General features: G+C 60.1%; 23 protein-coding genes. 15 read left to right on the forward strand and 8 right to left on the reverse strand.

Translation table 11 applies throughout. The annotated features are described in order from the left end of the window. Nucleotides 1-87: 87 nt before the first annotated feature. Nucleotides 88-609 (reverse strand): metallophosphoesterase, encoded by a 522-nt coding sequence (locus HL45_RS01950; RefSeq protein WP_049969428.1) that lies wholly within the window; start codon nucleotides 607-609, stop codon nucleotides 88-90. A gap of 105 nt (nucleotides 610-714) precedes the next feature. Here HL45_RS01950 and HL45_RS01955 point away from each other — a divergent pair, with 105 nt between their 5' ends. Further along, complete coding sequence (locus HL45_RS01955; protein ID WP_049969429.1) at nucleotides 715-1,686, forward strand: cation diffusion facilitator family transporter; 972 nt, start codon at nucleotides 715-717, stop codon at nucleotides 1,684-1,686. A gap of 682 nt (nucleotides 1,687-2,368) precedes the next feature. Further along, nucleotides 2,369-4,552 (forward strand): ATP-dependent DNA helicase, encoded by a 2,184-nt coding sequence (locus HL45_RS01960; RefSeq protein ID WP_049969430.1) that lies wholly within the window; start codon nucleotides 2,369-2,371, stop codon nucleotides 4,550-4,552. A gap of 27 nt (nucleotides 4,553-4,579) precedes the next feature. On the opposite strand, the gene HL45_RS01965 is transcribed toward HL45_RS01960, so the two are convergent. Beyond that, nucleotides 4,580-5,080, reverse strand: coding sequence for a 2'-5' RNA ligase family protein (locus HL45_RS01965; protein WP_049969431.1), 501 nt, complete (start codon nucleotides 5,078-5,080; stop codon nucleotides 4,580-4,582). 45 nt (nucleotides 5,081-5,125) lie between these two features. Next, nucleotides 5,126-6,220: a hypothetical protein gene (locus tag HL45_RS01970; RefSeq protein ID WP_049969432.1), complete on the reverse strand. Its 1,095-nt coding sequence runs from the start codon at nucleotides 6,218-6,220 to the stop codon at nucleotides 5,126-5,128. A 353-nt stretch (nucleotides 6,221-6,573) separates the two neighbouring features. Between HL45_RS01970 and HL45_RS01975 the strand changes: the two genes are divergently transcribed. From HL45_RS01975 to argF, 9 genes are all read left to right on the forward strand, one after another. Beyond that, complete coding sequence (locus HL45_RS01975; protein ID WP_049970053.1) at nucleotides 6,574-7,743, forward strand: argininosuccinate synthase; 1,170 nt, start codon at nucleotides 6,574-6,576, stop codon at nucleotides 7,741-7,743. Then, a complete protein-coding gene (gene argH, locus HL45_RS01980; RefSeq protein ID WP_049969433.1) occupies nucleotides 7,736-9,232 on the forward strand; it encodes an argininosuccinate lyase in 1,497 nt (498 codons plus the stop codon). The genes HL45_RS01975 and argH overlap by 8 nt, the downstream gene beginning before the upstream one ends. A gap of 148 nt (nucleotides 9,233-9,380) precedes the next feature. After that, complete coding sequence (gene lysW / locus HL45_RS01985) at nucleotides 9,381-9,545, forward strand: lysine biosynthesis protein LysW (RefSeq protein WP_049969434.1); 165 nt, start codon at nucleotides 9,381-9,383, stop codon at nucleotides 9,543-9,545. 60 nt (nucleotides 9,546-9,605) lie between these two features. Continuing rightward, the gene (lysX, locus tag HL45_RS01990; RefSeq protein WP_049970054.1) at nucleotides 9,606-10,466 is read left to right on the forward strand and encodes a lysine biosynthesis protein LysX; all 861 of its coding nucleotides are present in this window, start codon (nucleotides 9,606-9,608) and stop codon (nucleotides 10,464-10,466) included. Beyond that, nucleotides 10,466-11,542, forward strand: coding sequence for an N-acetyl-gamma-glutamyl-phosphate reductase (argC, locus tag HL45_RS01995; RefSeq protein WP_049969435.1), 1,077 nt, complete (start codon nucleotides 10,466-10,468; stop codon nucleotides 11,540-11,542). Before lysX ends, argC begins: the two co-directional genes overlap by 1 nt. Continuing rightward, complete coding sequence (locus HL45_RS02000) at nucleotides 11,539-12,504, forward strand: acetylglutamate/acetylaminoadipate kinase (RefSeq protein WP_049969436.1); 966 nt, start codon at nucleotides 11,539-11,541, stop codon at nucleotides 12,502-12,504. The genes argC and HL45_RS02000 overlap by 4 nt, the downstream gene beginning before the upstream one ends. Beyond that, nucleotides 12,501-13,634 (forward strand): aspartate aminotransferase family protein, encoded by a 1,134-nt coding sequence (locus HL45_RS02005; protein ID WP_049969437.1) that lies wholly within the window; start codon nucleotides 12,501-12,503, stop codon nucleotides 13,632-13,634. The genes HL45_RS02000 and HL45_RS02005 overlap by 4 nt, the downstream gene beginning before the upstream one ends. After that, entirely contained in the window at nucleotides 13,631-14,722 is a 1,092-nt protein-coding gene (locus HL45_RS02010) for a [LysW]-lysine hydrolase (protein WP_162833837.1), read from the forward strand. Before HL45_RS02005 ends, HL45_RS02010 begins: the two co-directional genes overlap by 4 nt. Then, the gene (argF, locus tag HL45_RS02015) at nucleotides 14,719-15,654 is read left to right on the forward strand and encodes an ornithine carbamoyltransferase (protein WP_049969438.1); all 936 of its coding nucleotides are present in this window, start codon (nucleotides 14,719-14,721) and stop codon (nucleotides 15,652-15,654) included. Before HL45_RS02010 ends, argF begins: the two co-directional genes overlap by 4 nt. Before the next feature lie 25 nt (nucleotides 15,655-15,679). On the opposite strand, the gene HL45_RS02020 is transcribed toward argF, so the two are convergent. Further along, nucleotides 15,680-16,156: a hypothetical protein gene (locus HL45_RS02020; RefSeq protein ID WP_049969439.1), complete on the reverse strand. Its 477-nt coding sequence runs from the start codon at nucleotides 16,154-16,156 to the stop codon at nucleotides 15,680-15,682. Between the two features lie 169 nt (nucleotides 16,157-16,325). On the opposite strand from HL45_RS02020, the gene HL45_RS02025 reads away from it, so the two are divergent. From HL45_RS02025 to HL45_RS02035, 3 genes are all read left to right on the forward strand, one after another. Then, nucleotides 16,326-17,321 carry a CapA family protein gene (locus HL45_RS02025; protein WP_084156775.1) on the forward strand — a complete coding sequence of 332 codons (996 nt, stop codon included), beginning with the start codon at nucleotides 16,326-16,328 and terminating at the stop codon, nucleotides 17,319-17,321. A gap of 97 nt (nucleotides 17,322-17,418) precedes the next feature. Next, the gene (gene thrC / locus HL45_RS02030; RefSeq protein ID WP_049969440.1) at nucleotides 17,419-18,687 is read left to right on the forward strand and encodes a threonine synthase; all 1,269 of its coding nucleotides are present in this window, start codon (nucleotides 17,419-17,421) and stop codon (nucleotides 18,685-18,687) included. A gap of 71 nt (nucleotides 18,688-18,758) precedes the next feature. Next, entirely contained in the window at nucleotides 18,759-20,003 is a 1,245-nt protein-coding gene (locus tag HL45_RS02035) for an FAD-dependent oxidoreductase (protein ID WP_049969441.1), read from the forward strand. Here the strand turns inward: HL45_RS02035 and HL45_RS02040 are convergent. From HL45_RS02040 to HL45_RS02055, 4 genes are all read right to left on the reverse strand, one after another. Beyond that, nucleotides 20,000-21,226: an MFS transporter gene (locus HL45_RS02040; RefSeq protein WP_049969442.1), complete on the reverse strand. Its 1,227-nt coding sequence runs from the start codon at nucleotides 21,224-21,226 to the stop codon at nucleotides 20,000-20,002. The two genes, HL45_RS02035 and HL45_RS02040, sit on opposite strands and share 4 nt — an antisense overlap. A gap of 206 nt (nucleotides 21,227-21,432) precedes the next feature. After that, nucleotides 21,433-23,013, reverse strand: coding sequence for a phosphoglycerate dehydrogenase (serA, locus tag HL45_RS02045; protein WP_049969443.1), 1,581 nt, complete (start codon nucleotides 23,011-23,013; stop codon nucleotides 21,433-21,435). A 100-nt stretch (nucleotides 23,014-23,113) separates the two neighbouring features. Further along, a complete protein-coding gene (locus HL45_RS02050) occupies nucleotides 23,114-23,584 on the reverse strand; it encodes a hypothetical protein (RefSeq protein ID WP_049969444.1) in 471 nt (156 codons plus the stop codon). Beyond that, nucleotides 23,584-24,573, reverse strand: a complete 990-nt coding sequence (locus tag HL45_RS02055; protein WP_049970057.1) for a prohibitin family protein — start codon at nucleotides 24,571-24,573, stop codon at nucleotides 23,584-23,586. The genes HL45_RS02050 and HL45_RS02055 overlap by 1 nt, the downstream gene beginning before the upstream one ends. Nucleotides 24,574-24,892: 319 nt before the next feature. On the opposite strand from HL45_RS02055, the gene serB reads away from it, so the two are divergent. Beyond that, nucleotides 24,893-25,528, forward strand: a complete 636-nt coding sequence (gene serB, locus HL45_RS02060) for a phosphoserine phosphatase SerB (protein ID WP_049969445.1) — start codon at nucleotides 24,893-24,895, stop codon at nucleotides 25,526-25,528. The last annotated feature ends 37 nt before the right edge of the window (nucleotides 25,529-25,565 follow it).

Here is a 25,565-nt window from a genome sequence, read left to right on the forward strand (position 1 = left end):
CGCTTTTTTGAGTTTACCAAGAGTACATTATCCCGGCCTGCATATGATGAAACGGAACCGCCCTGCTTCGGCCCTCCGCGAACGCCATCAGCTTTCCACCATCCCTCCAACGGAGAACTCCTGAAGAAGTTCTCCATCCCCACGACGAACCCCACCACCAAAGCCCTCCTTCCGCGGTTCCAATTCGAGATGTGTCCGAAATCCGCCCCGCGGTTGGGCGTGACTGCCCGGATTCAACAACAACACCTCGCCAGTGTCTTCTACGAGATGTCGATGCGAGTGGCCGAAAATAACCACGTCCGCGTCTCGCTCGCGTCCGAGTAGTTCCAATCCCGTACTCCCGCTACGGTGGCGATGGACGACGACGAACCGAACGCCGTTTTCTTCGAACGTTTGCACTTTCGGCAGTCGGTCGAGCACTCCCGGCGTCGCGTTGTTGCCGTGAACCGCGACCAGTCGGTTGCTCTCCGATTCGAAGGCAGAGAGCGCAGCCTCGGTCGTGAAATCCCCGGCGTGAACGACGAGGTCGGCCTCGCGGACGGCCTCCAGGGTTCGGCCGGTGAGTTCGTGGCCCGTCTCGCTGTGCGTGTCGGAGACGATAGTAATCATACTCCCGCGTTAGAATCGAACTACCTTGCGTGTTCCGCCGTGCTCCTTTCTTGTGCAGAATTTCCCGTCGCAAGGTCTTTGACACCTCCGCGAGGCTATTCGGTAATGGCGAGTAGCAAATCCGTGGTGATTGCCGCCCTCTTTGCGAACGGGGCAATTGCCGTGCTGAAGTTTGTCGGGTATCTCCTCACGATGAGTCCGGCGATGCTCTCGGAGACGTATCACTCCATCTCCGACACCGGGAATCAGATCTTCCTTCTCATCGGAATCCGGTACAGCGGGCGCGAAGCGACCCGCGGCCACCCCTTCGGATTCGGCAAGGCGCAGTTTTTCTACAGCTTTCTCGTGAGCGTCCTCCTGTTCGGTATCGCTGGATGGGAGAGCGCGAAACACGGGTATCACGCGCTGATGAATCCGCACATGGAAGAGATTGCTGACGTGACCCTCCTCTCGTTCACGTTCGACGCGGTGTACGTCAACTACGCCGTCCTCATTGCGGCCATCCTGTTCGAAACCTACGCGTTCGCCAAGGCGTACAAGGCGATGAAAATCGAAATCAATCGCCGGAATTGGAGCGGCTTTCGCGAAGCCTTCCGCAAAACCAGCAACGTGACGACTCTGACGGCGCTCACCGAGGACGCCATCGCCCTCGGCGGGGCGGGAATCGCGCTTTTCGGTGTGTTCCTCACCCGATACACCGGCAATCCGATGTACGATGCGGCGTCTGCCCTGATCATTGGCCTCATGCTGATGAGCTTCGCCGTCGCCCTCGCGTGGGAGAATAAACGGTTGCTCCTCGGCGAGAGCCTTCCGAAGGAGGACGAAGACGTGCTCCGCACGATGCTTGCCGAGGCGGATGGCGTCGTCGAGATTATTGACTTCCGAACCGTCTACTTCGGCCCGGGGAGAGCCCTCGTCGCTGGCGACGTGGCGTTCGACCCGGAACTCGACACGGGTGAGATAGACGACCGAATTACCGCCCTCGAAAACGACCTGTTCAAGGCGAACGAACACGTGAAAAAGGTGTACATCGAACCCGAAGTGCAAGTAGCGGAGACATCGGAATCTGTGGCATAAACACGTTCTGTGCTGTTTTTTGGGTTTGAGACATTGTGTATGACTGCTGTGAGAATTTCAGGCTTTGTTGAATAGTTGCCAATATACATGAGTATTATAGTTTTTGTTGAAGAGCAGTCATCAATTACCGACTCCACTGAAACCGCACCGCCTCCCCAACAGCCCTCACGCCTCCCCAACCGACTCCTCCGTTCCTCTCAGTCACTCAGTCGCCCCTCGCGTGATAATCGGGAGGCCTGCGGGATACCCGCAAGCCTCCCGACGCACGCGCCATTGGATTATGTGAAAATTCGCGAATTTGGACGAACCACTTGGCGCGCGACGGCGAACCCGCGGTTCGCCCGCGCGAGGTCTTCCGAACGAAGTGACGGAAGGCTCGGAAGTCGCAGGCCGCGCAACGTAGTGAGCAGGAACGTCTTCCGGTGGATGACTGAGTGACTGAAAGGTACGAAGGAGCAGATCGACGAGGGAATCGGTTGGGGATGACGTGGCACGGGGCGGTGCAGTGGCGGTTTGATTGGAGTCGGCAGTAGTTAGCAACACAGAAATAAACGAAACACAGTGAATCCCCCACAAGCAAACAAAAAATAGAGTTTTCGAGAAGATCACGGTAGCACACCGGACGATGCGTATCTCTCACGTAGGCAAGACTTTTTGAACCAAGCCGCGAATACTCCGTATCGTGTCCACGACGAACGAGTATATGCGGTTCTTTCCCTACGAGTCGCCCTACGACAACCAGCAGGAGGCGATGGACCGTATCTACAACGGACTGGCTCGCGGACAGGACGTGGTTTTCGAGGGTGCCTGCGGGACGGGAAAAACCCTCTCGTCGCTCGCGCCCGCGCTGGAGTTCGCCCGCGAGGAGGACAAAACAGTGGTTATCACGACCAACGTCCACCAGCAGATGCGCCAGTTCGTGACCGAGGCGCGCGAAATCAACGAAAACGAACCCCTTCGTGCCGTCGTTTTCCGCGGGAAGGGGTCGATGTGCCACATCGACGTGGACTACCAGGAGTGTCAGGTACTCCGGGACAACACCTACGAAGTCGTGGATAAGGAACGCGACAAACAGGAACTCGAACAGCGCCAGCGCGAACTGCTCGAAGTGATGCAGGATGGCGACGAAACCGCCGCAGAGGCACGAAGTGCGGTGATGGACGAACTCGACCAGATTCAGGACGAAGTCGAGAACCTGCGCGAAGCGAACGTCTGTGACTACTACTACAACAATCTCACCGAAGACACGGGCGAGTTCTACCAGTGGCTCTACAAGGACGTTCGGACGCCCGACGACATTTACGAGTACGCAGAGCAACAGGGGATGTGCGGCTACGAACTGCTGAAAGACGGCATGGAGGGCGTCGATTTGGTCGTCTGCAACTACCACCACCTCCTCGACCCGATGATACGCGAGCAGTTCTTCCGGTGGTTAGACCGCGACCCGGAGGACGTTATCACCATCTTCGACGAGGCGCACAACATCGAGGGGACGGCGCGCGACCACGCCTCCAGAACCCTTACGGAGAACACCCTCGACAGCGCACTGGACGAGTTGCAGGAGAGCGACGACTTCCGAAGCGAGTCCGGATTCAACGTTCTCGCCGCATTTCAGCGCGCGCTGAAAGCGACCTACGAGGATTCGTTCGGATTCGGCGAGCGAGAGACAATCGGCGAAAACTGGCAGGACGTGCCGGTAGCAAACGAGAACAAGCGCGACGACCTCACCCTCAACTTCCTCCAAGAGTACACCGGGAAGGGAATCGACGACGAACTGGACGACGCGCTCGGCCTTGCCAAAGAACTCGACCAGCAGTACGAGGAGGCGTACAAAGAAGGCGACGCGAAAACCCGACAGGAGTGTCAGACGCTTCAGGCCGCGAACTTCGTCAAATCCTACATGGACGAGGGGGCCGAACTCGGCCAGTACCCGGTTGCCGCGGTTCGGCGCGACGAAGGCACCGACGAAGTGTACGGACGCGCAGAACTCTACACTTGCATCCCGCGCGAAGTGACGAAAGCCCTCTTCGATGAGGTGTATGCGACAGTTTTGATGAGCGCGACTCTGCGTCCATTCGACGTGTTGTCCGACGTACTGGGACTCACGGAGCCAGTCACGCTAGCCTACGGACTCCAATTTCCCGAGGAAAACCGCCGAACCTTCGCCGTCGAATCGCCCGCGTTGTTCGCTAGCGAGCGGAGCGAGCAGGAAACCCAACAAACCATCGCGGACGTGCTGACCGACACCGTCAAATTCACCGCCGGGAATACGCTCGTCTTCTTCCCGAGTTACAGCGAGGCAGAACGCTACCGCGACCTCGTGCGAAACCGAATCGACGGAACCCTGTACTTCGATGAGGCAGGAACGCCCGTCGAAGAACTCCGCCAGCGGTTCACCAGTGATTCGAACGGCGTTCTCTTTACCTCGCTCTGGGGGACGCTGGCCGAGGGCGTCAGCTTCGACGGAAACGACGCTCGAACTGTCGTTGTCGTCGGCGTTCCATACCCGCATCTGGACGACCGGATGGATGCCGTGCAGGATGCCTACGACAGGGTGTTCGCCGACCGCTCCGGACGAAATTCGGGCTGGGAGTACGCCGTCGAGATTCCGACGATTCGGAAGACGCGACAGGCACTCGGACGAGTAATTCGCTCGCCCGAGGATTTCGGCATCAGGGTGCTGTTGGACAAACGCTACACCGAAAAAAGCGTCCGAGAGATGGGCAAGTACAGCGTCCGAGAAACCTTCCCGACGGAAGAGCGAGAGGAGATGCTGGACATCGCCCCGGAAAAACTCAAATTCGCCATGCTGAACTTCTTTACAGACAAGGATGCGTGGGACGAGGAACCGCCGAAACCGCAGTGAATGGTGAATCCGGTTCCGTCAAGCGAATTACGCAGGAAGCGAAATCGTCGCGGTCGGTTCGTCGTAGGTCGCATCCCAGAGCTGTAGTCGCGTGACATTCCACGTAATCGGGTCGATTTCGCGTTCTGTGAGTTGCTGGGCTACATCGAGATTTCCACCACGGGCGAGCGTCACGTGCGGAACGTAGTCGTCGCCTTCGATTCCCTCGATGCAGTCGAACTCGGAAATCAGTTCGCGGTGAAGTTTTCGCAAGCCGGGGCTTTCGACCGCGAGATAGACCACGGGCCCATCGCCCCGTGCCGGATTTTCGAACCTATCTATTTCCGCGATTCGTGCCTCGAAGGCGGGCGAACCGGCGAGCGCGGTTCGAACCTGCATTTCGAGCCGGTCGTAGTCGTCGCGGTTGCCGAATCGCTTGGCGACCAAGGTGTGCTGGTCGCGCACAGTGTCGAACTGGTAGAGCGATGGTCGGAGTTCCTCCGCGAGTCGGGCAACTTCGCCGGGAACGGGAACGTTGAGGCTGTACACTGTTCGACTCGAGAAACCGGGAGAATATGAGGGTGGCGTTCGTCGTCAGTCTCTTTCGGACGACCTGCTGTAACCTTGGAATCGCCAGTTGTCGGTGATGATACCGACATGTACGCCCCAATCGGAATAGGGATTCAAAGATTCGTTCACTGGTGGCTGGTTTACTGCTACAGTTCCGTCAGCCGTGAGTCGTTCGTGTTCGTCCTCCTGGATTCCTTGGACGGTGATCTGCGCGGTATCTCCCGGTTCGAGTGGCTTCGACAGTTGAACCGTCCCCGGTGCGGTGTCCGAATTATTCATCAAAGTGAATTGGATGGTCGTTCCCGCGGGAACGACTGCACCGCCTTCGTGTTCGATAGTGATACTGCCGGATTCGAAGTTCATGCTCATCTGTGGCACTTTCTCGGCCCATTCGGGTTCCGTCGGCAGAGAAGCTACTTCGGAAAATTCGTACGAGAAATTAGCCGTGACGGAACGACTACCGGTCGTTTGGAGCGTTCCCGAAACTTCGTGAATGAATCCTCGCTCGTCCACGAACACGGTTGCCGAGAGGGATTTCGTGTCGGGAAGTTCGGTGTCGGAACTCGATTCGTACCGATACAGTTTCGTTCCGTTACGAACCGTCGTTCCGTTCCACATAAAATCCGAACTCGAAAGAATCCGGTTCATCTGGTCGTTGCTCTGAATGTCCTTGCGAACCGCAAGATGTAAATTCCATTCGGAATGATATGGCCTCTCTTCACGCGGTAGGACGTGCCATATCGACCTATTCTCCGACAGATACGCTGTGTATGAACCTTGCTCGCCGAAACTGGGCCCTCTACCGCGCTGGTCGATTCGGATTCGTTCCTTCCCGACGTGCGCATCGAGTGTTAAATTCGTCCACTCTCGCGGGCCGAGGCTGTGATTCGGCCGAATGCGAACCTGTTTTCTGTAGTTCGTTTTCGCAAGGATGGAGTCGTGCGTGGAGAGCAGTCGCTCGGCATCGAATATCCACTGCGTGTTTGCGCCGGGTGGCGGATTCACGTCGGCCTGAGTGTTCGTCTCCGGTTCCGGTGACTGTTGCATCCACGGGATGTACTCCGCACAGCCGGAAGTCACGACGAGGAAGGCGAACAGGAGGGCGGGGAGTCGTCGCATTCGTGACTATTTATATCGAAATGTAATAAACTCTTGCCAGCAGAAACGAACCGCTGGCAACCATTGCCGCGCCGAAAGTCTTTATATGATCCAAGCCAGAATGGTTCGATAATGTCGTGGACTCGCGCTACCGGGGTCGCCCCTGTCGTGAGTGACGAGTCCGCATCCGACTCCTTCTGCGTGCGACGGCGACCGGGGCTTTTTTAGTCCCATTAATACCTATTCCACCCCGACCCGTCGTTTGTTCAACGCACCCTCAAACCGTACCAACTCGCCGTTAGTCTATTCTCTGATATTATTTCTCAATAATTTGGGAAGAATTTAAGATGGTGGAGTCCTTGGCAACGTCCACAATGAAATCCGTTGCACTCGCCTTCTCGGGCGGTCTCGATACGACAGTATGCGTCCCACTCCTCGAAGAGGAGTACGACTACGACGAAGTAATCGGCGTCACTGTAGACGTGGGACAACCTGAAGAAGAATTTGCAGAGGCAGAGGAAACCGCGGAAGCGCTCAATCTGGAACACTACGTTGTGGACGCGAAAGACGCGTTCGCGGAACAGTGTCTCGACGCGGTGAAAGCCAACGCGACGTATCAGGGCTATCCGCTCGGGACAGCGCTCGCCCGCCCGGTAATCGCCGAAGCGATTCTCGACGTGGCGAAGCAAAACGACTGCGATGCCGTCGCGCACGGTTGTACCGGAAAAGGAAACGACCAGTTGCGTTTCGAGGCAGTGTGGCGCGCCTCCGATTTGGAAGTTATCGCCCCCGTGCGTGAACTCGGCCTGACCCGCAAATGGGAGATGGAGTACGCGGACGACCACGACTTGCCCGTGGAGGGCGGCAACGAAGGCGTCTGGAGCATCGACACGAATCTCTGGAGTCGCTCCGTCGAGGGTGGCAATCTGGAAGACCCAGGCTACGTTCCGCCGGAGGACATCTACGAGTGGACGACGAAACCGGGTGCCGAAACCGAACTCGCCGAAATCGAGTTCGAGAACGGGAAACCCGTCGCCATCGACGGCGAATCCTACGATTCGGTCGAACTCATCGAATACCTGAACGAACTCGCTGGCAAACACGGCGTCGGCCGCACCGACCTCATGGAAGACCGCATGCTCGGCCTGAAAGTGCGCGAGAACTACGAACATCCGGCGGCGACGACCCTTCTCAACGCGCACCAAGCCCTCGAAGGCTTGGTGCTGACGAAAGAAGAACGCTCCTCGAAGACCGGAATCGACCAGCAGTGGGCCGAAAAGGCCTACGAGGGACTGCTTTCTGCACCCCTCGTGGACGCCCTCGACGGCTTCATCGACACCACGCAGGAGAAAGTTACCGGCACGGTGACGGTCAAATTCGAGGGTGGACAGGCCCGTCCGGTCGCCCGCGAGAGCGAGTATGCCGTCTACTCCGAGGACGCCGCTTCGTTCAACACCGAAACCGTCGGCAAAATCGAGCAGGCCGACGCGACAGGTGTGGCGAAATACCACGGCTATCAGTCACGCTTGGCGAATAATGAGTGAGCAAGGGAGTGGAATCGGGAGCGATGAAAGCGGAAACGGCGGAAACGGCGGAAACAGCGACAGTGATGTCGTCCGCGGCGACCGCTTCAGCGGCGGCCCCGCCCGTGCATTCCTCTCGTCGCTGTCCGCGGACGAGCGCATCTTCGCGGCAGACCTCGCGGTAGACCGCGCCCACGTCGTGATGCTCGCGGAACAGGGCATCATCGAAGACGAAACGGCGGGCGAGATTCTCACCGCGCTGAACGTGGTTGAAGTGGATGGCCACGGGTCGCTTCCCGATGGCGAGGACGTTCACGCCGCAATCGAAACGTCGGTCGTTCAGAAAGTCGGGGGTGACGGCGGGAAGATGCACACCGCCAGAAGCAGGAACGACGAGGTTGCGACCTGCATCCGTTATCGCCTCCGCGAGGATATTTTGGGTGTGCTGGATGCCACACTCGCACTCCGCGAAGCACTGCTCGAAACGGCGGAGTCGCACGCGAATACAGTGATGCCGGGCTACACACACCTTCAGCCTGCTCAACCAACCACGATCGGGCACTTCCTCGCGTCCTACGACCAGGCTATTTCGCGCGATACGGAACGCCTGCTGGACGCCTACGGAAGAGTGAACCAGTCGCCTCTCGGCGCTGCGGCATTCGCTGGAACGCCGTTCGATGTGAACCGCGAGCGCGTGGCCGACCTGCTCGGATTCGAATCGGTTTTGGGGAACTCGATGGACGCCTCGTCTGCCCGCGATTTTCTGGTAGAAACGGTTTCTGCGCTGGCGACCCTCGCCACGACGCTGTCCGGAATCGCGGAAGACCTCGTCATCTACTCGAATCGCGGGTTCGTGGAACTGTCGGACGACTACTCGTCCACGTCGTCCATCATGCCCCAGAAGAAAAATCCCGACACCCTCGAACTGGTTCGTGCGGTGGCGGGCGATGCGCACGCCGGACTGTCCGGTCTGCTTTCGACGCTCAAGGGACTTCCCCGCGCGTACAACCGCGACCTTCAGCGCGCGACGCCCCACGCGTGGGACGCCATCGACGCCGTGACCGACGCAGTCGAGGTCACGGCGGGCGCGGTGGCGACCGCAACGTGGAACGAGGACGTACTGGCCGAAGAATCCGCGGAGGGCTTTTCGACCGCAACCGGCGTCGCCGACCTGCTGGCCATGTGCGGCGTGCCGTTCCGCACCGCACACGAACTGGTTGCGACGGCGGGCGAGGCGGACTACGACGCGTTGGATTCCGCGGCGAAAGACGTGCTCGGCGCACCGCTCGCGGAGTACGTCCCCCGTGAGGAAGTCGAATCCGCGCTCGACCCCGATACGAGCGTCGAGATGCGCGATTCGCACGGCGGCCCCGCTGGCGACCCGATGGCAGAAAGCCTGAGCGATGCGGAAGCGACGCTGGTCGTCCACGAAGAAGTGGCGGCCGAACTGGTCGAATCGCTCGACGCCGCGAACGAACTGCTACAGACAGAGGTGAACGACTATGTCTGAACTGCCGCGACCCCTCCGGGGGCATCTATTTGAACACTAATCCGAACCGCGAAATTCGACTTCTCACGCCGTGAGACGGAGGTCTGCGACTTTTCCCATAATTAATAACGATGGATTTAAGTCCGATAGCACGATAGGGGAGAGTACAATGGCAGAATGCGTTGAGTGCGGGGCGGACGTACCCCTGCACGACGATTTGGAATCGGGCGAAATCATCGACTGTGCGACCTGCGGCGTGGAATTGGAAGTCATCGACGTGAACCCGCCAGTCCTCGACCGGGCACCCGAGCTCGAAGAGGACTGGGGGGAGTAAATTGCGCGTCACTGACTCATCGAGCCAGTTGGCTCAGGAAACTCAACAGGAGTGGTTCGCGTGCACGTAGGACTGCTCTACTCCCGTATCCGCAAGGACGAAAAGCTCCTGCTCGCCGAACTCCGCGACCGCGGGCACGAAGTGACCAAAATCGACGTGCGCAAGGAGACGTTCGATCTGACGGACGCGCCGGACACCTTCGCCAACCTCGACGTCGCCATCGACCGCTGTCTGGCGACGAGCAGAAGCCTGTACGCTACGCAGTTCTGCGAGGCCTACGGCATCCCCGTCGTCAACAGCCACGAAACGGCGGACATCTGCGCCGACAAGGTAAAGACCAGTCTGGCGCTCGCAGGGGCGGGCATCCCTACGCCTGCGACGAAGGTCGCATTTACGACGAACAGCGCGATGGAAGCCATCGAATCCTTCGGTTACCCATGCGTGCTCAAACCCGTCGTCGGGTCGTGGGGTCGCCTCATGGCGAAAATCGACTCGGAGAGTGCGGCCGAGGCCATCTTGGAACACAAGGCTACACTCGGCCACTACGAGCACAAGGTGTTCTACGTGCAGGAGTTCGTCGATAAACCCGGTAGGGACATCCGCGTGCTTGCAATCGACGGCGAACCGGTCGCGGCGATGGCCCGCCACGACGACCACTGGCTGACGAACGCCGCGAAAGGCGCGGAAACGACGACGTTCGAACTGGATTCGGAAGCGAAATCGCTGGTCGAGCAAGCCAGTGATGCGGTCGGCGGCGGCCTGCTCGGCGTCGATTTGATGGAAACCGAATCGGGCTACACGGTTCACGAGGTGAACCACACGGTCGAGTTCAAAGCGCTGAACGATGCGGTTGACGTGGACGTTCCTGCCGAAGTCGTCGATTGGTTGGAATCGAAGGTGCAGATGGAGGTGGTGGCCTGATGGCCGCCGCGACCGAAGAGCAGACCGTGGAGAGCGAAGAAACGCTCTCCGCCACCGTTATCGGAGCCAGCGGCTACACCGGCGGCGAACTGCTTCGCTTGCTCTCCGGCCACCCCAACTTCGAGGTGGCCCAAGCCACGAGCAGGGAGTACGCCAACAAGACGGTTGGCTCGGTACATCCGAACCTTCGCGGGGCAAACCTGCGCTTTTCGGAACCCGATGACCTTGAATCCGTGGACGTGCTATTCGCGGGAACGCCCCACGGCGTCTCGATGGAGCACGTAGACGAGTTCGGGGAATCCGCAGACACCGTGGTCGATTTGAGCGCGGACTTCCGCCTCGAAACCGAGGCAGAGTACGACGAGTGGTACGACGGCCACACCTGCCCGGAATACTTGGACGAGGCAGTGTACGCCCTGCCCGAAATATTCCGCGAGGAACTGCCCGGTGCAGACCTCATTGCCGCGGGTGGCTGTAACGCCACCGCGACGATTCTCGGCCTGTATCCCCTGTTCAACGCCGGAATCCTGTCCGGAAGCGAGCAAATCGTCGTTGACGTGAAAGTCGGTTCGTCGGAAGGCGGCGCGAGTCCGAGCAAGGCGTCGAGCCATGTCGAACGTTCGGGTATCGTTCGTCCATACGCACCGATAGGTCATCGCCACGAGGCTGAAATCGAAGCGATTCTGGGAACCAGCGTCTCGTTTACGGCCCACGCCGTGGACATGGTTCGCGGGGCATCCGCGACGAGTCACGTTTTCCCCGACTCACCGGTTTCGAAGGGTGACCTCTGGAAAGCCTACCGAAACTGCTACGAGGACGAACCGTTCGTCCGCCTCGTCGCGGGCGGAAGCGGCGTCTATCGCTATCCCGAACCCAAGGCAGTCGCCGGGACGAACAACGCAGAGGTCGGGTTCGAACTCGACCCGAGCAACAAGCGCGTGGTCGTCTTCAGCGCCATCGACAACCTGATGAAGGGGTCGGCGGGGCAGGCCGTCCACGCAGCGAACGTCGCATTAGGATTCGAGGAAACCGCCGGACTGGCGTTTCAGGGGCTTCACCCCGTGGGGTCGCCATGAATGGAAAACAGTACACGAAAGACGAACTGCTTTCCGCACACGACCACCTCATCGACAACGACAACGTTCCGGAGGATGCAGAGGACGACCTTTGGACTGATGGTGGCATCATCGATGACGAAGACGAAAATGCCCCAATCGTCGTGAAAATTGGCGGTGCTCGCGCGGTGAATCCGGCAGGCGCGCTGGGCGACATCGCCCACCTGACCGCAAACGGCGAGGACGTGGTGGTCGTCCACGGCGGTTCGACCGCCGTGGACGACACGCTCGAAGCACTGGGCGAAGAGCCCGAATACGTGGAATCGCCGAACGGCATCGTCGGGCGCTTTACTGACGAGCGCGCGATGGAGGTGTTCGAGATGGTCATGCCCGGCAAACTCAACACCGACCTGACCGCGGATCTGCAGGCCGAAGGCGTCCGCGCAGTCGGGCTTTCCGGCGTTGATGGTTCGCTCCTCACTGGGCTAAGAAAGTCCGCCGTCAGAGTCGTCGAAGACGGCAAGAAGAAAATCCGCCGCGGCGACCACTCCGGAAAAATCGAGTCGGTGAATGCCTCGCTGTTGGAAACGCTCCTCGCGGAGAACTACACGCCTGTCGTGACGGTGCCGATGCTGGCCGACGACGGAACGCCCGTCAACGCCGACGCTGACCGCGCCGCCGCCGCAATCGCTGGCGCACTTGGTGGCGAACTGGTCGTCTTGACGGACGTTCCGGGACTGCTCGAAAATCCGGACAACGAGACGACGCTCATCGAGCAGGTCGCCACTCCTGCGGAGATGGCGACCGCGAAGGACGTCGCGGAAGGGTTCATGACGAAGAAGGTCATGGCGGCCACGGAGGCCCTGAACGGCGGGGCGAAATCGGTCGTTATCGCCGACGCGAACAACCGCGACCCGATTACCGCGGCCCAGAAGGGCCACGGAACGAAGTTCACGCCTGCCGCAGTGGAGGGACCACAATGAGCGAGTTCGTCTACTCCCAGAAACCCATTCCAATCGAGCGTGGCGAGGGGGTCTATCTCTACGCCGAGGACGGAACCGAATACCTCGACTTCGGCGCGAGTTACGCGGTTTCGCCGGTCGGCCACTGCCACCCCGAAGTGGTTTCAGCGGTGCAGGAACAGGCCGCGGAATTGCTGTTCGTTCACGCTTCGTATCCGACGGAATCGCGCGATTCGCTGTACGAGAAGTTGGCGACCGTCGCGCCTTCCGGCCTCGAAAACGTCTGGCTCTGTAACTCCGGAACGGAGGCGAACGAAGCGGCGCTGAAGTTCGCCAGAAGTGCCACCGGCAAGTCAAAAATCGTCGCCGCGAAGCGCGGCTTTCACGGGCGCACCATGGGGTCGCTCTCGGTGACGTGGAAGCCGAAATATCGCACCCCGTTCGAACCGCTCGTGGACGACGTGGAGTTCGTCACCTACGGCGACGAGGACGAACTCGCGGAAGCAGTAGACGACGACACCGCCGCGGTCATCCTCGAACCCGTGCAGGGCGAGGGCGGCGTCAATCCCGCGACGAAGAGCTATCTCCAAACCGCGCGCGACCTGACCGCCGAATCGGGCACGGCTTTGCTGTTCGACGAGATTCAGACCGGACTCGGCCGGACGGGCGCGTTCTGGGCATGCGAACACGCCGGAGTGACGCCGGACATCCTCACGACTGCGAAAGGATTGGCCAGCGGTCTGCCAATCGGCACGACCCTCTGTGCCGACTGGATTGCCGAGGACGCCGGGTCGCACGGTTCGACCTTCAGCGGGAGTCCGGTCGTCAGCGCGGCGGCGAAGGCGACCCTCTCGGTACTCGTCGAAGAGAACCTTCCGGCACACGCGGCGGAGATGGGCGAATATCTTCAGTCGGAACTGCACGCCGCGAACCTCCCAGTTCGTGATATTCGCGGTCACGGCCTGCTGGTCGGAATCGAAGTGAAACGCGGCGCGAACCGTCTCGTGAAGGAACTCGCGCTCTCTCACCAAATCCTCGCACTTCCGGCGGGACGGAGCGTTCTGCGTCTGCTTCCGCCACTGACCGTCGAAACGGCGCATCTCGACAGGGTAGTTGCGGCGCTGTCGGACGTGTTGGGAGGGGAAGAATGACGCTATCGAAAGCCATGACAGCACCGAAAATCGCGCAATCAGACGCACACGATTTGCTGGTCGAACTGGTCGAAACGCCGTCAGTGTCGGGAAACGAGGAGATTTGTGCCGAACTGCTCGCCTCGTTCTTCGAGGAACAGGGCCGTGAGGCGTGGATAGACGACGCCGGAAACGTCCGCGCGCCGGGAAACGGAGTCCTGCTCACGTCGCACATCGACACGGTTCCGGGGGAAATCCCGGTCGAAGTCGATGGCGGCGTTCTCTGGGGTCGCGGAAGCGTGGACGCCAAAGGCCCGCTCGCGGCGATGGCGGTGACAGCAATCCAGACAGGAGCGAGTTTCGTCGGTGTCGTTGGCGAGGAAACCGACTCACGCGGTGCGCGTCACCTCGTCCAAAACTACGAGGAACCCGAATTTGTTGTCAATGGCGAACCAAGTGGTTGGGACGCCGTCACGCTCGGCTATCGTGGCTTCCTCTCGGGAACCTACTCTGTTTCCGTCGAATCCGTCCACACTTCGCGGCCGGAAGCGAACGCTATCCAGCACGCGGTCAGTTGGCTGTCGAAAATCGAATCGGCCTTTGACTCAAACGCCGATTCGACGGGAAAGGCGGGTTCGACGGACGAGTCGGGTTCCGTCTTTGAATCCGTGACTGCGAAACCGGTTTCGTTCGACGGTGGACTCGCGGCAGATGGTTTGGCAACGGAAGCCGAAATCGAAGTCCAGTTCAGAATCCCGCCGGGGACGACGGCGGACGAGATTTGTGAGATTGCCGAATCCGAACTGGATGCGGGGGAAGTCTCGTGGCACGATTCGATTCAGCCGACCATGGCCAGTCCGCGCACAGAATTGGCGCGGGCGTTTCGCGTGGCGATTCGAGGCGAGGATGGCGACCCGAGTTTGCTCCGTAAAACCGGAACCAGCGACGCGAACATCTACGCCGAGGCGTGGGATTGCCCGGTCGTGACCTACGGGCCGGGCGATTCGTCGCTCGACCACACGCCGGACGAACACCTCGAACTCGCGGAGTTCGACGAGTCCGTGGCCGTCCTTTCGGCGGTCTGTGAATCGCTGGGGGAGAAACTATGACTCGCCACTTCCTCGACGTGGACGACCTGTCCCCGAGCGAACTGGCCGACGTGCTTTCGCTCGCGGCCGAGTTCAAGAAAAACGGCTCGCCGTCAGAACTCTCGGGCCAGACGCTCGCCATGTTGTTCGAAAAGCCGAGCACGCGCACTCGTCTCTCGTTCGAGACGGGAATGACGCAACTCGGCGGGCACGCCGTCTTCATGGGGCCGGAACACACCCACCTCGACCACGGAGAACCCGTCTCGGATACGGGGAGAGTGCTCTCGCGTTACGTGGATTTCGTCATGGGGCGCGTGTTCGACCACGACTGTCTGGTCGAGATGGCAGAGTACGCGACGGTTCCGATAATCAACGGCCTGTCGGACATCGCGCATCCGTGTCAGTCGCTCGCCGATTTGCTCACGATTCGGGAGTTCGTCGAGGCACAAGACGCCTCGGAACCCGCGAGCGGGCATGGCCCGCGAGCCTTCGAAGACGTGTCGGTCGCGTGGGTCGGCGACGGAAACAACGTGCTCAACTCCTTCGCAATCGCGGCTTCGACGGTCGGACTCGACCTGACGGTTGCGACGCCTGAAGGGTACGAACCGTCGAGCGACGCACTCGGGCGAGCGAATGACCGCGGTCGCTCGCCTGCGCTGACGAACGACCCTGAGGAAGCGGTGGCTGACGCGGACATCGTCTATACTGACGTGTGGGTCAGCATGGGCGAGGAGGACGAGCGCGAGGAGAAATTGGCCGCGTTCGATGGTTTCCAACTGAACGATGACCTGCGTCCCGATTCGGCGCATGTCATGCACTGTCTGCCCGCCCATCGCGGCGAAGAGATTACTGGCGGCGTGCTGGAAAGCGACCGCTCGTTGGCGTGGAATCAAGCCGAAAACAGGCTTCACGCACAGAAGGCGTTGTTGGCGTATCTCGACGAAAAACGGTAGTACGGGTGTCCAGTAGGTCAACAGTTTAGCGCCGGTAGGCCGCGGCAAACACCGCGCCCAACACGACGCCATACAGGAGATGACCGACAAGGCTCGTCGGGTCGAGATTCGGAACCGGCGGCATTTCCATCCCGACTGCACCCAACCAGAGCGGCATGATGATTGCCGCGGCAACGAACCACAGGAGGACGCCGTACACTGCTCCCAAACCGGTCGTCGGAACGATTCTGTCGGCGTATTTTCTAAGACTGGTCATCGTCATGATACCCCCGAAGACGAGGCCGAACACGATGCTGTGGAAGAGGTGGGCAACCCACCCCATCGTCGCGCCGTCGAGTCCGTAGAGGGACGCGATAGTCGGCATCACTCCCATCGACTGCATGAGGATGCCGAAGACGATGCCACCCGCCAGCCCGCCGAGAATCGAACTCGACCACGTTTTGTTGATTATTCCTCGTTGTCGGACGGATTCACTGATGCGTCTCGTTCTTTTCTGTGCCATGCATTAGCGTAGTCCACGAATAACGATAGGAATTTCCGCAGAGCATGGACAGGACAGACCGCAGTAAGAACGCACAAAACAACCGTTTGTGGCGGCTTGAGTTTTGAAGACCAGTTGATTGACGGGTAGCCTTTTGCTTCCAACACCCGAAGGGAATACGGGGTTCACGATGGGAGAGGATACGACGCGACTCGGTTTTGTGGGGGACGTAATGCTGGGGCGGTTGGTGGATGAACGACAGCGACAGCGGAGTGTCACCGCTGTTTGGGGAAACGTCGAGAGACATCTCAAAGCGTTGGATGGGCTGTTTATCAACCTCGAATGCTGTCTGTCGGCCCGCGGAACGCCGTGGACGGACACCTATCGACCGTTTCACTTTCGGGCCGACCCGGATTGGGCGATTCCGGCGCTGAACGCGGTCGGCGTCGATTGGGCGAACCTCGCCAACAACCACATGCTGGATTACGGCCCGGACGCACTCCGCGATACGATTTCCTATCTGGGCGACGCCGAAATCGCACACTCCGGCGCGGGAATCGACGTGGAATCGGCCCGCGCTCCCGCGTTCGTTTTTATCGACGGCCTCGACATCGCGTTCGTCTCGTTCACCGACAACACGCCGGAGTTCGCCGCCGAATCGGACAGTCCCGGAACCGCTCACGTCGAATTTGATGTGACGAACGATAAGGCGGCGCGAATCATCGGTAACTCGCTCGCACAGGCCCGCGAAACGAACCCCGATTTGCTCGTGGCGTCGCTCCACTGGGGCCTGAACATGCGCACCAAACCCACCGTCGAATTTCGGGAATTCGCCCGCTGGTTGGCGGAGCAGGGCGTTGACATCGTTCACGGCCACAGCGCGCACGTCTTTCAGGGCGTGGAGGTCGTTGACGGAACGGTCGTCCTGTACGACACTGGCGATTTTCTAGACGACTACGCGGTCGATTCCGAACGACACAACGACCGCAGTTTCGTGTTCGAACTGACCGTCGAGGGCGACGAACTTGCGGAACTCAGATTACATCCGACCGAAATCTACGACCTCGCGGTTCACGAGGCCGAACACTACGCGGGCAACTGGAGTATGCAACAGATGGATTCACTTTCCTCGGCGTTCGGAACGCAGTTCGAGCGCGAAGACGACGAACTCGTCTTGTCGCTGTGACGCCGATTTCCGCCTTTCGAATCCGTTTCGACTTTCACCCTTGCCAGCGTTGCCACCGTCCGCGCCTTTTTCACCTCGGAACGCATCCACCCCGGCAATGAACCTGACGCTCTCGAATCCGACCGCGCCGGTTCCCGACAGCGCGGACGACGGGGTATGGCTCGCCTGCATCGACTGTGAGTGGACTGGCCCGCCGTTCGATGAAATCCGTTATCGGTGTCCGGACTGCGAGAGTCTACTCGAAGTCTGCTACGAAGACCACCCGACCTTCGAGGATTTCGCGGAATCGGACGGGAGCGGTGTCTGGCGGTACGCAGACGCCCTTCCGGTCGAATCCGGCGTGAGCATCGAGGAAGGAAACACGCCGCTGTACGCGGCACCGACCATCGAGGAGGAAGTCGGCGTCTCGAACCTGCGGGTCAAACACGAGGGGATGAATCCGACGGGAAGTTTCAAAGACCGCGGGATGACGCTCGGGGTGAAAGTCGCCGAAAAGCTCGGGACCGACAGATTGGCCTGCGCCAGCACCGGGAACACCAGCGCGGCGTTAGCGTGCTACGGCGCGCGGGCAGAAACCGAGGTTCTCGTTCTCCTTCCCGCCGGAAAAGTCGCCGCCGGAAAGGTGGCGCAGGCGAGTCTCCACGGCGCGCGAATTCTCGAAGTTGACGGCAACTTCGACGACTGCCTCGACATCGTCTCCGAACTCGCAAATCGCGGCGAGGCGTACCTGCTCAACTCGCTGAATCCCTTCCGACTGGAAGGACAGAAGACGATTGGCTTGGAAATCGTAGAGCAGTTCCGCGACCAGACGGGCGACCTTCCCGACAGAATCGTCCTCCCAGTGGGGAACGCCGGAAACACCAGCGCGCTGTTCAAGGCGTTCCGCGAACTCGTGGCAGCAGAGGAACTGACACCCGAGGAAGTGCCAGTTTTGACCGGGGTGCAAGCAGAGGGTGCAGCTCCGATGGTCGAAGCCGTCGAAACCGACGCGGACGAAGTCCGTCGCTGGGACGAGGTAGAAACCATCGCAACTGCCATCCGAATCGGCAATCCGGTCAACACACCGAAAGCCCTCCCCGCGATTCGGGAAACCGGCGGCACCGCAATCGCCGTCACGGACGAAGCAATCACGGACGCTCAGCGAGCGTTGGCTGGTGACGGAATCGGCGTCGAACCTGCCAGCGCGGCCAGCGTTGCTGGCCTTCGCAAACTCCGCGAATCCGGGGAAATTTCGGCGGACGAAAACGTCGTCTGCCTGACCACGGGACACCTGCTGAAAGACCCCGACGCCGCCGCGGAGGCGGGCGTCGAACCGGAACCCGTTCCCGCCGACACCGACGACGTACTGGAACATCTGTCGCGGTGACCGCGACCCTGTCGGCCCCCTCACCTCGAACCGCCAACAGCGTCAAACGATACCCTCCCTGAACGAAAAACATGGTGGAGGAAACCGACGTTCTGATTCTCGGAGGAGGAATCACTGGAACCGGTATCGCACGCGACCTCGAACTCCGCGGTTTGGATACGGTGGTCGTGGAACGGGGGCGACTCGCGGACGGAGCGACCGGAAACATGCACGGCCTCCTGCACAGTGGCGCTCGCTACGCGGTCGCCGACCCGGAGAGTGCGAGGAATTGTATCGAAGAAAACCGGATTCTGCGCGACATTGCGAGCCACTGCGTCGATGAAACCGGCGGCTACTTCGTGCAACTGGCGGAGGACGACGAATCGCACTTCGAGCGGTCGAGACAGGCCTGTCTCGATTGCGGTATCGACGTGGAATCGGTTTCCGCGGAAGAAATCCGAGAAGACCATCCGTACCTCGCATCGGAAACGAAACGGGCGTTTCGAGTGCCCGACGCCGTGATTCATCCGTTCCCGCTCACGGTCGCTAACGCCGTCGATGCCCGCGACCACGGTGGAATCATCGAAACGCACGCGGAAGTCGTGGATATACTCGTCGAGGGCGGGGCCGTGGTAGGGGCAGAAGTGCGGTATCGAGAGGAATCGAAAATCGAGACGATTCGTGCCCGACACGTCGTCAACGCGACGGGTGCATGGGCCGAATCGGTCGGCGCGATGGCGAACATCGAGATTCCCATGCGGCCGTCGAAGGGAGTAATGGTCGTCGTGGATTTCCCGTCACTCGACACCGTCGTCAACCACTGTCGCCCGGCGACGGACGGCGACATCGTCCTGCCACACGAAAACACGGCCATCATCGGGACGACGAGCGTCGAAGTCGAGAATCCCGATGACTACCCGAAGGCGCAGTGGGAGGAAGATTTGATGATTGAAGAGGCGAGCAGGACGATTCCCGATATTGCGACAGCGAGAACCATCCGGTCGTACTGGGGCGTCAGACCGCTGTTCGGCGGGACGGACGTAACCCTCGAAGACGGACGCGCGCTGACCCGCGATTTCGCGCTTCTCGACCACGGCGAGCGGGACGACAGACCGGGAATGACGACCATCGTCGGCGGGAAGTTGACGACGTATCGGCAGATGGCTGAGGCGGTTTCCGACCACGTCAGTTCAGAACTCGGCGTGAGCGAACCGTGTCGAACCGCGACGGAACCGCTCCCCGGTCGGGACGACCCGGACGAACTTCGGAATACACTGGACGAGTTCGGCCCGCTTCCGCCCGCGGAGGAACTAGCCTCCGACGTGATTCGGGATTAATGAATCCGGGCAAGTCCGAGGACGATGCTCGCGCTGACGAGCAAACACACGAGCAGGCCTGCAAACGCGATTGTGTATCCGGCCTGTCCCGCGACGAATCCGACGTAGGTCGTCCCGAGACTGCCGAGGCCGATGTAAATCGTCCTTGTCGCACCGAGGTCGCCGCCCATGCTTCCGTCCGGAAATACGTCCATCAGGTGCGCCTGCATCGCTGGCGGGTAGGCCATCAATCCCGCAGAGAAGACCACGACGCTCGCGGTCACTGCGAGCGTACTGGTTGTCAGAATGACCCCCGCGAGAGCGAGCGTTGCGACGACCAGCGACCCGGCGGCGACGACGGGCCGCGAAATCCGGTCGCCGAGCGACCCTGACAGCGGTTTCACCAGCGCGCCGACGACGAACAGCACGGCGAAGCCACCGCCCGCGAGTTCCGGGGAAAAGTTCTTTGCCTCCTGCAAAAATGTCGGGAGAAATCCGGTAACCGACTGCCAGACGAACGCGTACAGCGAGTAGGCGACGAGCAAGGCCGCGGTTCTGCGGTTGGCGAACCGCCTCCCAGTCTTCTGAACATCGCCGACTACTGCTCTCCCAGCATCGGCGTCGATTCGCGGCGGCGTGTAGGCTTCGCGGTTCCACTGGTGGAGCAGGGCGAGGACGACAAGCAGAGCGATTGCAACCGGAAGAAACGCGAACCGCCACGTCGCAACTGCGAGGACGACGATTGCAAGCCCTGCCGCGAGTGCGCCGCCAGCGTCTCCCGACGCGCCGTGGAGGCCGAAGGCCTGTCCTCGGCGCGAGACAAACAAGTCGGAGACGAGCGCCCTCGCCGGGGTCGGATACAGTCCCGCTCCAGTTCCGACGACTGCCGCACCGAGCAGAAACATTGCGTAGGTCGGCGCGCTGGCGAGGACGCCGAACCCAACGATAAGGAGCGAAAGTCCGGTGGCGAGGAGCGTCTTCCGCGACAGGTGGTCGGAGAGTCGCCCGCTCGGATACTGGCCGAGAGCGTACAGGCCCCAGAGCAGGGTGAATGCCAATCCGGCCTGAAATTCCGTGATTCGGAGCGACTCCATCACGGTCGGAAGCATGGGCGACAGGACGAGCCTGCCCGTCTGAATCATCGCCCAGCCCAGCGAGACGGCGAGGAGGAGTTTTCCCGAGTAGCCCGTTACCAGTCGCTCTTTCCCAGTCGATTGCTTGCTATCCACGAGTTCCTCGCCCACGGTTCGAAGCGAAGTATGGCGGGTACTTGAGTCCGGCTTTCGCGGCAGGGTGGGGTCAGAGTTCGTCGAGCGGCGTCAGGTCATTCGGGTCGATAGCTCTACTTCCACGCGCTTTCCCGGCGAGTTCTCTAATTTGTGAATTGTCATTACGTGTGTCTGGTTCCGTCTCCGTATAAAAAATCTCGTCCGCTGGTTGCATCAGCGATTCAACCGTTCAGCCCGATACTCCGCACCTCTATCATGCGTTCGTCGGCTTCGAGCGCTCGTTTCGCGGCCTCCGAGAGTTCGTCATCCAGATTGTAAACGGAGAGTGCTTCCCCGCCGTCGGTTTCGCGAGCGTTGAACATCCCCGCGATGTTGATGTCGTGTTCGCCGAGAACGGTGCCGACGAACCCGATAACACCGGGTTTGTCGTGATTTCTTGCAACCAGCATGTGGCCGTGCGGAATCGCATCGACGCGGTAGCCGTCGATGCGAACGATTCTGGGGTCGTCACCAGCGAACAGGGTTCCCTCGACCGTGATTTCCTCGTCTGCACTTTCGACGGTGACCGCGATGAGGCTCTGGAAGTCCTCCGCCTGTCGAGTCTTGCTCTCGGTGACTTCGACGCCGCGTTCCTCCGCGATTTGCGGCGCGTTGACCGCGTTGACCTGCCATTCGAGCGGTTGGAAGACGCCTTTCTGTGCGCTGGCGGTGACGAGGTCAACCTCTTCTTCTGCGATGTCGCCCTCGTAGTTCACCTCGATGCGCTCGATTCGCTCATCGAGGAGTTGCGTGGCGATTTTGCCCGCCGTCTCCGCGAGTTCGATGTACGGTCGGACGCGCGGGAATGCACTCTCCTCGACGGACGGCGCGTTGAGCGCGTTGATGACCGGTTCTTCGCGGAGTGCCGCGACGACTTGGTCTGCGGTGCTGGTAGCGACGTTTTCCTGTGCCGCCTCCGTGCTCGCGCCGAGGTGCGGCGTGACGATGACGTCGTCCACGTCGAGCAGCGGGTTGTTCTTCGAAAGCGGTTCCTCGGCGAACACGTCGATTGCCGCACCTGCGAGGATTCCGTCATCGACCGCTCTGGCGAGTGCGTCCTCGTCAATCACGCCGCCGCGGGCGCAGTTGACGACGTAGCCGCCTTCGATTTGCGCGAGTTCCTCGTCGCTGATGAGGCCCTCGGTTTCTGGGGTGAGCGGCGTGTGAACCGTGAGGAAGTCGGCGCGGTCGAGGCAGTCGTCCAGTTCGACCAGTTCAGCACCGAGTTGCCGGGCGAGGTCTTCGCTGATGTAGGGGTCGTAGGCGACGAGTTCCATGCCGAGGCTGTCGAGTTTCTTGGCGACTTCCTGCCCGACTCGGCCGAGGCCGACGATACCGAGCGTCTTCTTGTTCAGTTCGGTTCCGAGATAGTCGCTCTTGGCCCACTCGCCGTTCTTGAGTCGGACGTGTGCCTGCGGGATGGAGCGCGCGGCGGCAAAGGCCATCGCAACCGTATGTTCCGCGGCGGCGCGGACGTTTCCTTCCGGTGCGTTGGCGACGATGACGCCGTGTTCTGTTGCCGCCTCGATGTCGATGTTGTCCACGCCGATACCCGCTCTGCCGACGATGACGAGTTCGGATGCGGCTTCGAACACCTTGCGGTTCACGTCCGTTCCGGAGCGAACGATGAGTCCGTTTGCATCTGCAACTGCGTTCAAGAGTGCATCACCCTCTACGTCGTAGGCCGTCTCTACCTCGTATCCCGATTCGCGGAGTCGGTCGAGTCCCGCATCGGCAATGGGGTCGGTGACCAGAACCTTCATTGATGGAGAGAAAACACCTGCCGCCCGTTAACGCTTTCTCTCATCGCGAAGATTGCCAGTATAATTTCCTCTATATTTTGTAAGAAAATTTGTCCACGGGTTATTCGGTGCGTTCCCGTTCCCCGGAACCCGTTTGCGACTGCGATTCGGTATTCATCTCGCTATCGATCTCTGGAGCCGTTTCGGCGCACTCCGCACAGTAATCGTTCTGTCCGTCTGCAACAAGCGCAACGGGAACACCATCGACGACGAGTTCTTTGACGAACCGTCGTCGGATTCCCGGTTGCTGTCGAGTTTCGGCGCAGTCACAGACCGAACAGCCATCCGAGAGCGTCGTCTGTTCGGTGACCACGCGCCGTCCGATTCCGTACCGCCCCGAGTCGTAGGCGCGCTGTGCCTTACTCAATCGGTACGAAAGAAGAAAGGCCGGAACGAAAACGGCGAGCAAGAGGAGGAGTGCCTTCCAACTGACCAGCGATTTGGCTACGACGCCCAAAAATGCGGCTCCCAAAAGAATGCCCGCCAGCGCGAGCGCCCACTTCACTGGCCGGTTCGCGGCGGCGCTGGTCATTACGCTGAAGACTGATTGGTCGAACCACCGTTCGTACTCTGGGCGGTATTCTGACCGGAGCTTTGGCCGGAGCCACCCTCGATATTTCGGACGAACTGCGGGTAGCCCTCGCCGCCGACGGGGATGTACACCGTGTCGGTTTCGTTCAGCTTCTCGATGTACTTTTCGGTGAGGACGTTCTGGTCGAGCGACTCGCTAAGGATGCGGTTCGCTTCGGCCTGTCCTTCCGCCTCGATTCGTTTTCGGTCGGCTTCCAGCTTTTCGACTTCGAGTTCGTTTTCTTTCTGCTGTCTGCGCTGTTTCGTGATTTCTTTCTGTTCGACCGATTGAGCGTACTCCTGTGGCAGATTGACGTTTCGAATCTGTACCGTTTCGAGGATAAGACCGTCCTCGTTGAAATCCCGTTGGAGCGTCTCCTGTGCCGCCGCTTTCAGTTTCGTCTGTCCCTCACCAGTGTAGATTTCGGTGACCGGGAGGCGTCCCGCTTCGGTTCGGAGCACCGACCGAATGCTCGGGCGGATGAGTCGCTGTTCTGCGGCGTCGGTACCGCGATAGTTTTTGTAGAAGTTCACGGCTTGCGCGGAATCGACGCGATACCGGATGGTGATGTCGATGTCCACCCGGAGTCCGTCTTCCGTCAAGACGGTTATCGCGTCGTCGGTGTTCTCCCTATTGCCATCACCCTGTTGGCTCGACATAGTGTACGCTTGCGGGCGCGTCGAGAGCGAAACCGTACTCTGAGCGACGGGGTTGATGAAGTGTGCACCCGGTTCGAAGACGGTTCCGCTGGCCGCACCCCACTTTTTGACGACTTTGACGTTCCCTTCCTCGACGGGTTCCCACGCCATAAATCCGACAATCGGCGCGGCGATGACGACGATGGCGATTCCGATGAGAAGTGTGTTCCCCAAAATATTGCTAAGGTCGATATCCGGTATCGGACTCGACGACCCTGACGGGTCGATTGGAATGTCGTTGCCAGAACTCATGTAGAACATTCGAGAAATGATGGAAGAACACCATAGCTCTTGTCATCTTCCGTTCATACCGACTCGAATATTCTAACGGTACGGGAATTTCGGTCGAAAAATGGTGCGTCGAACTGATTTTTCGATTAAAATCGAGAGGGTCAGCAAACAGCTTGTGTCTGTTGTCGTATTTGTTTTGCCCCGGGCATGCATGCACGCCGGCCCTGCTGACGATTTACGTGAACTTCGAGACGAATTGGTTGGGAATCGATGTCCCCTCTCGGCAATTTCCACGCCGACCACGCTCATTTAACATCCAAAAGCCCTAATCACGATTCGAATGAAGATAGTCGCCTTCGACTTCGACGGGACGCTTTCGGACTCGGAAATGACGGTGCTTCTGGGTGAGCGAAAGGCCGTTGCCGACCAAATGGAAGACATCACGGCGCGCGCGATGAACGACGAAATCAGCTACGCGAAGAGCCTCCGCGACCGCGCTGCGTTGCTGGAAGGACTTCCACTAGAGGACGCGGCGGATGCCTTCGCGGACGTTCGACTTCGCCCGGGCGCGGCGGAAATCCTTGCCGACCTGTCGGAAAAGGGAACCCACGTCGCCATTCTGACCGGTGGGTTCGAGCGCGGCGTGCAGGCCGCACTCGACCGTGAAGGCGTGTCCGTGGACACTATCATCGCCAATCGACTGCCGGACGACGGCGAGGTGTTGACCGGCGACGTGGACGGGCCGCTCATCGAGGGGACGAAAGACGAGGCGCTGGAATCGCTGGCGGAAGAACACGACGCAGACATGGTAAACACTGTCGCAGTCGGCGACGGAGCGAACGACCTGCCGATGCTGGAAGTCGCCGGATTGTCGGTCGGATTCGACCCGAAACCAGCGGTCGCTCCGGCCTGTGACACCATCGTTTCCCACATGAACGAACTTCACGACATTCTCAAAACGAAGAACGCTATCTAGGTGGTAGAAGACCAGAGACACGTGATATTCCGTATCT

It is taken from the genome of Haladaptatus cibarius D43 (genome assembly GCF_000710615.1).
GTDB classification, from domain to species: domain Archaea; phylum Halobacteriota; class Halobacteria; order Halobacteriales; family Haladaptataceae; genus Haladaptatus; species Haladaptatus cibarius.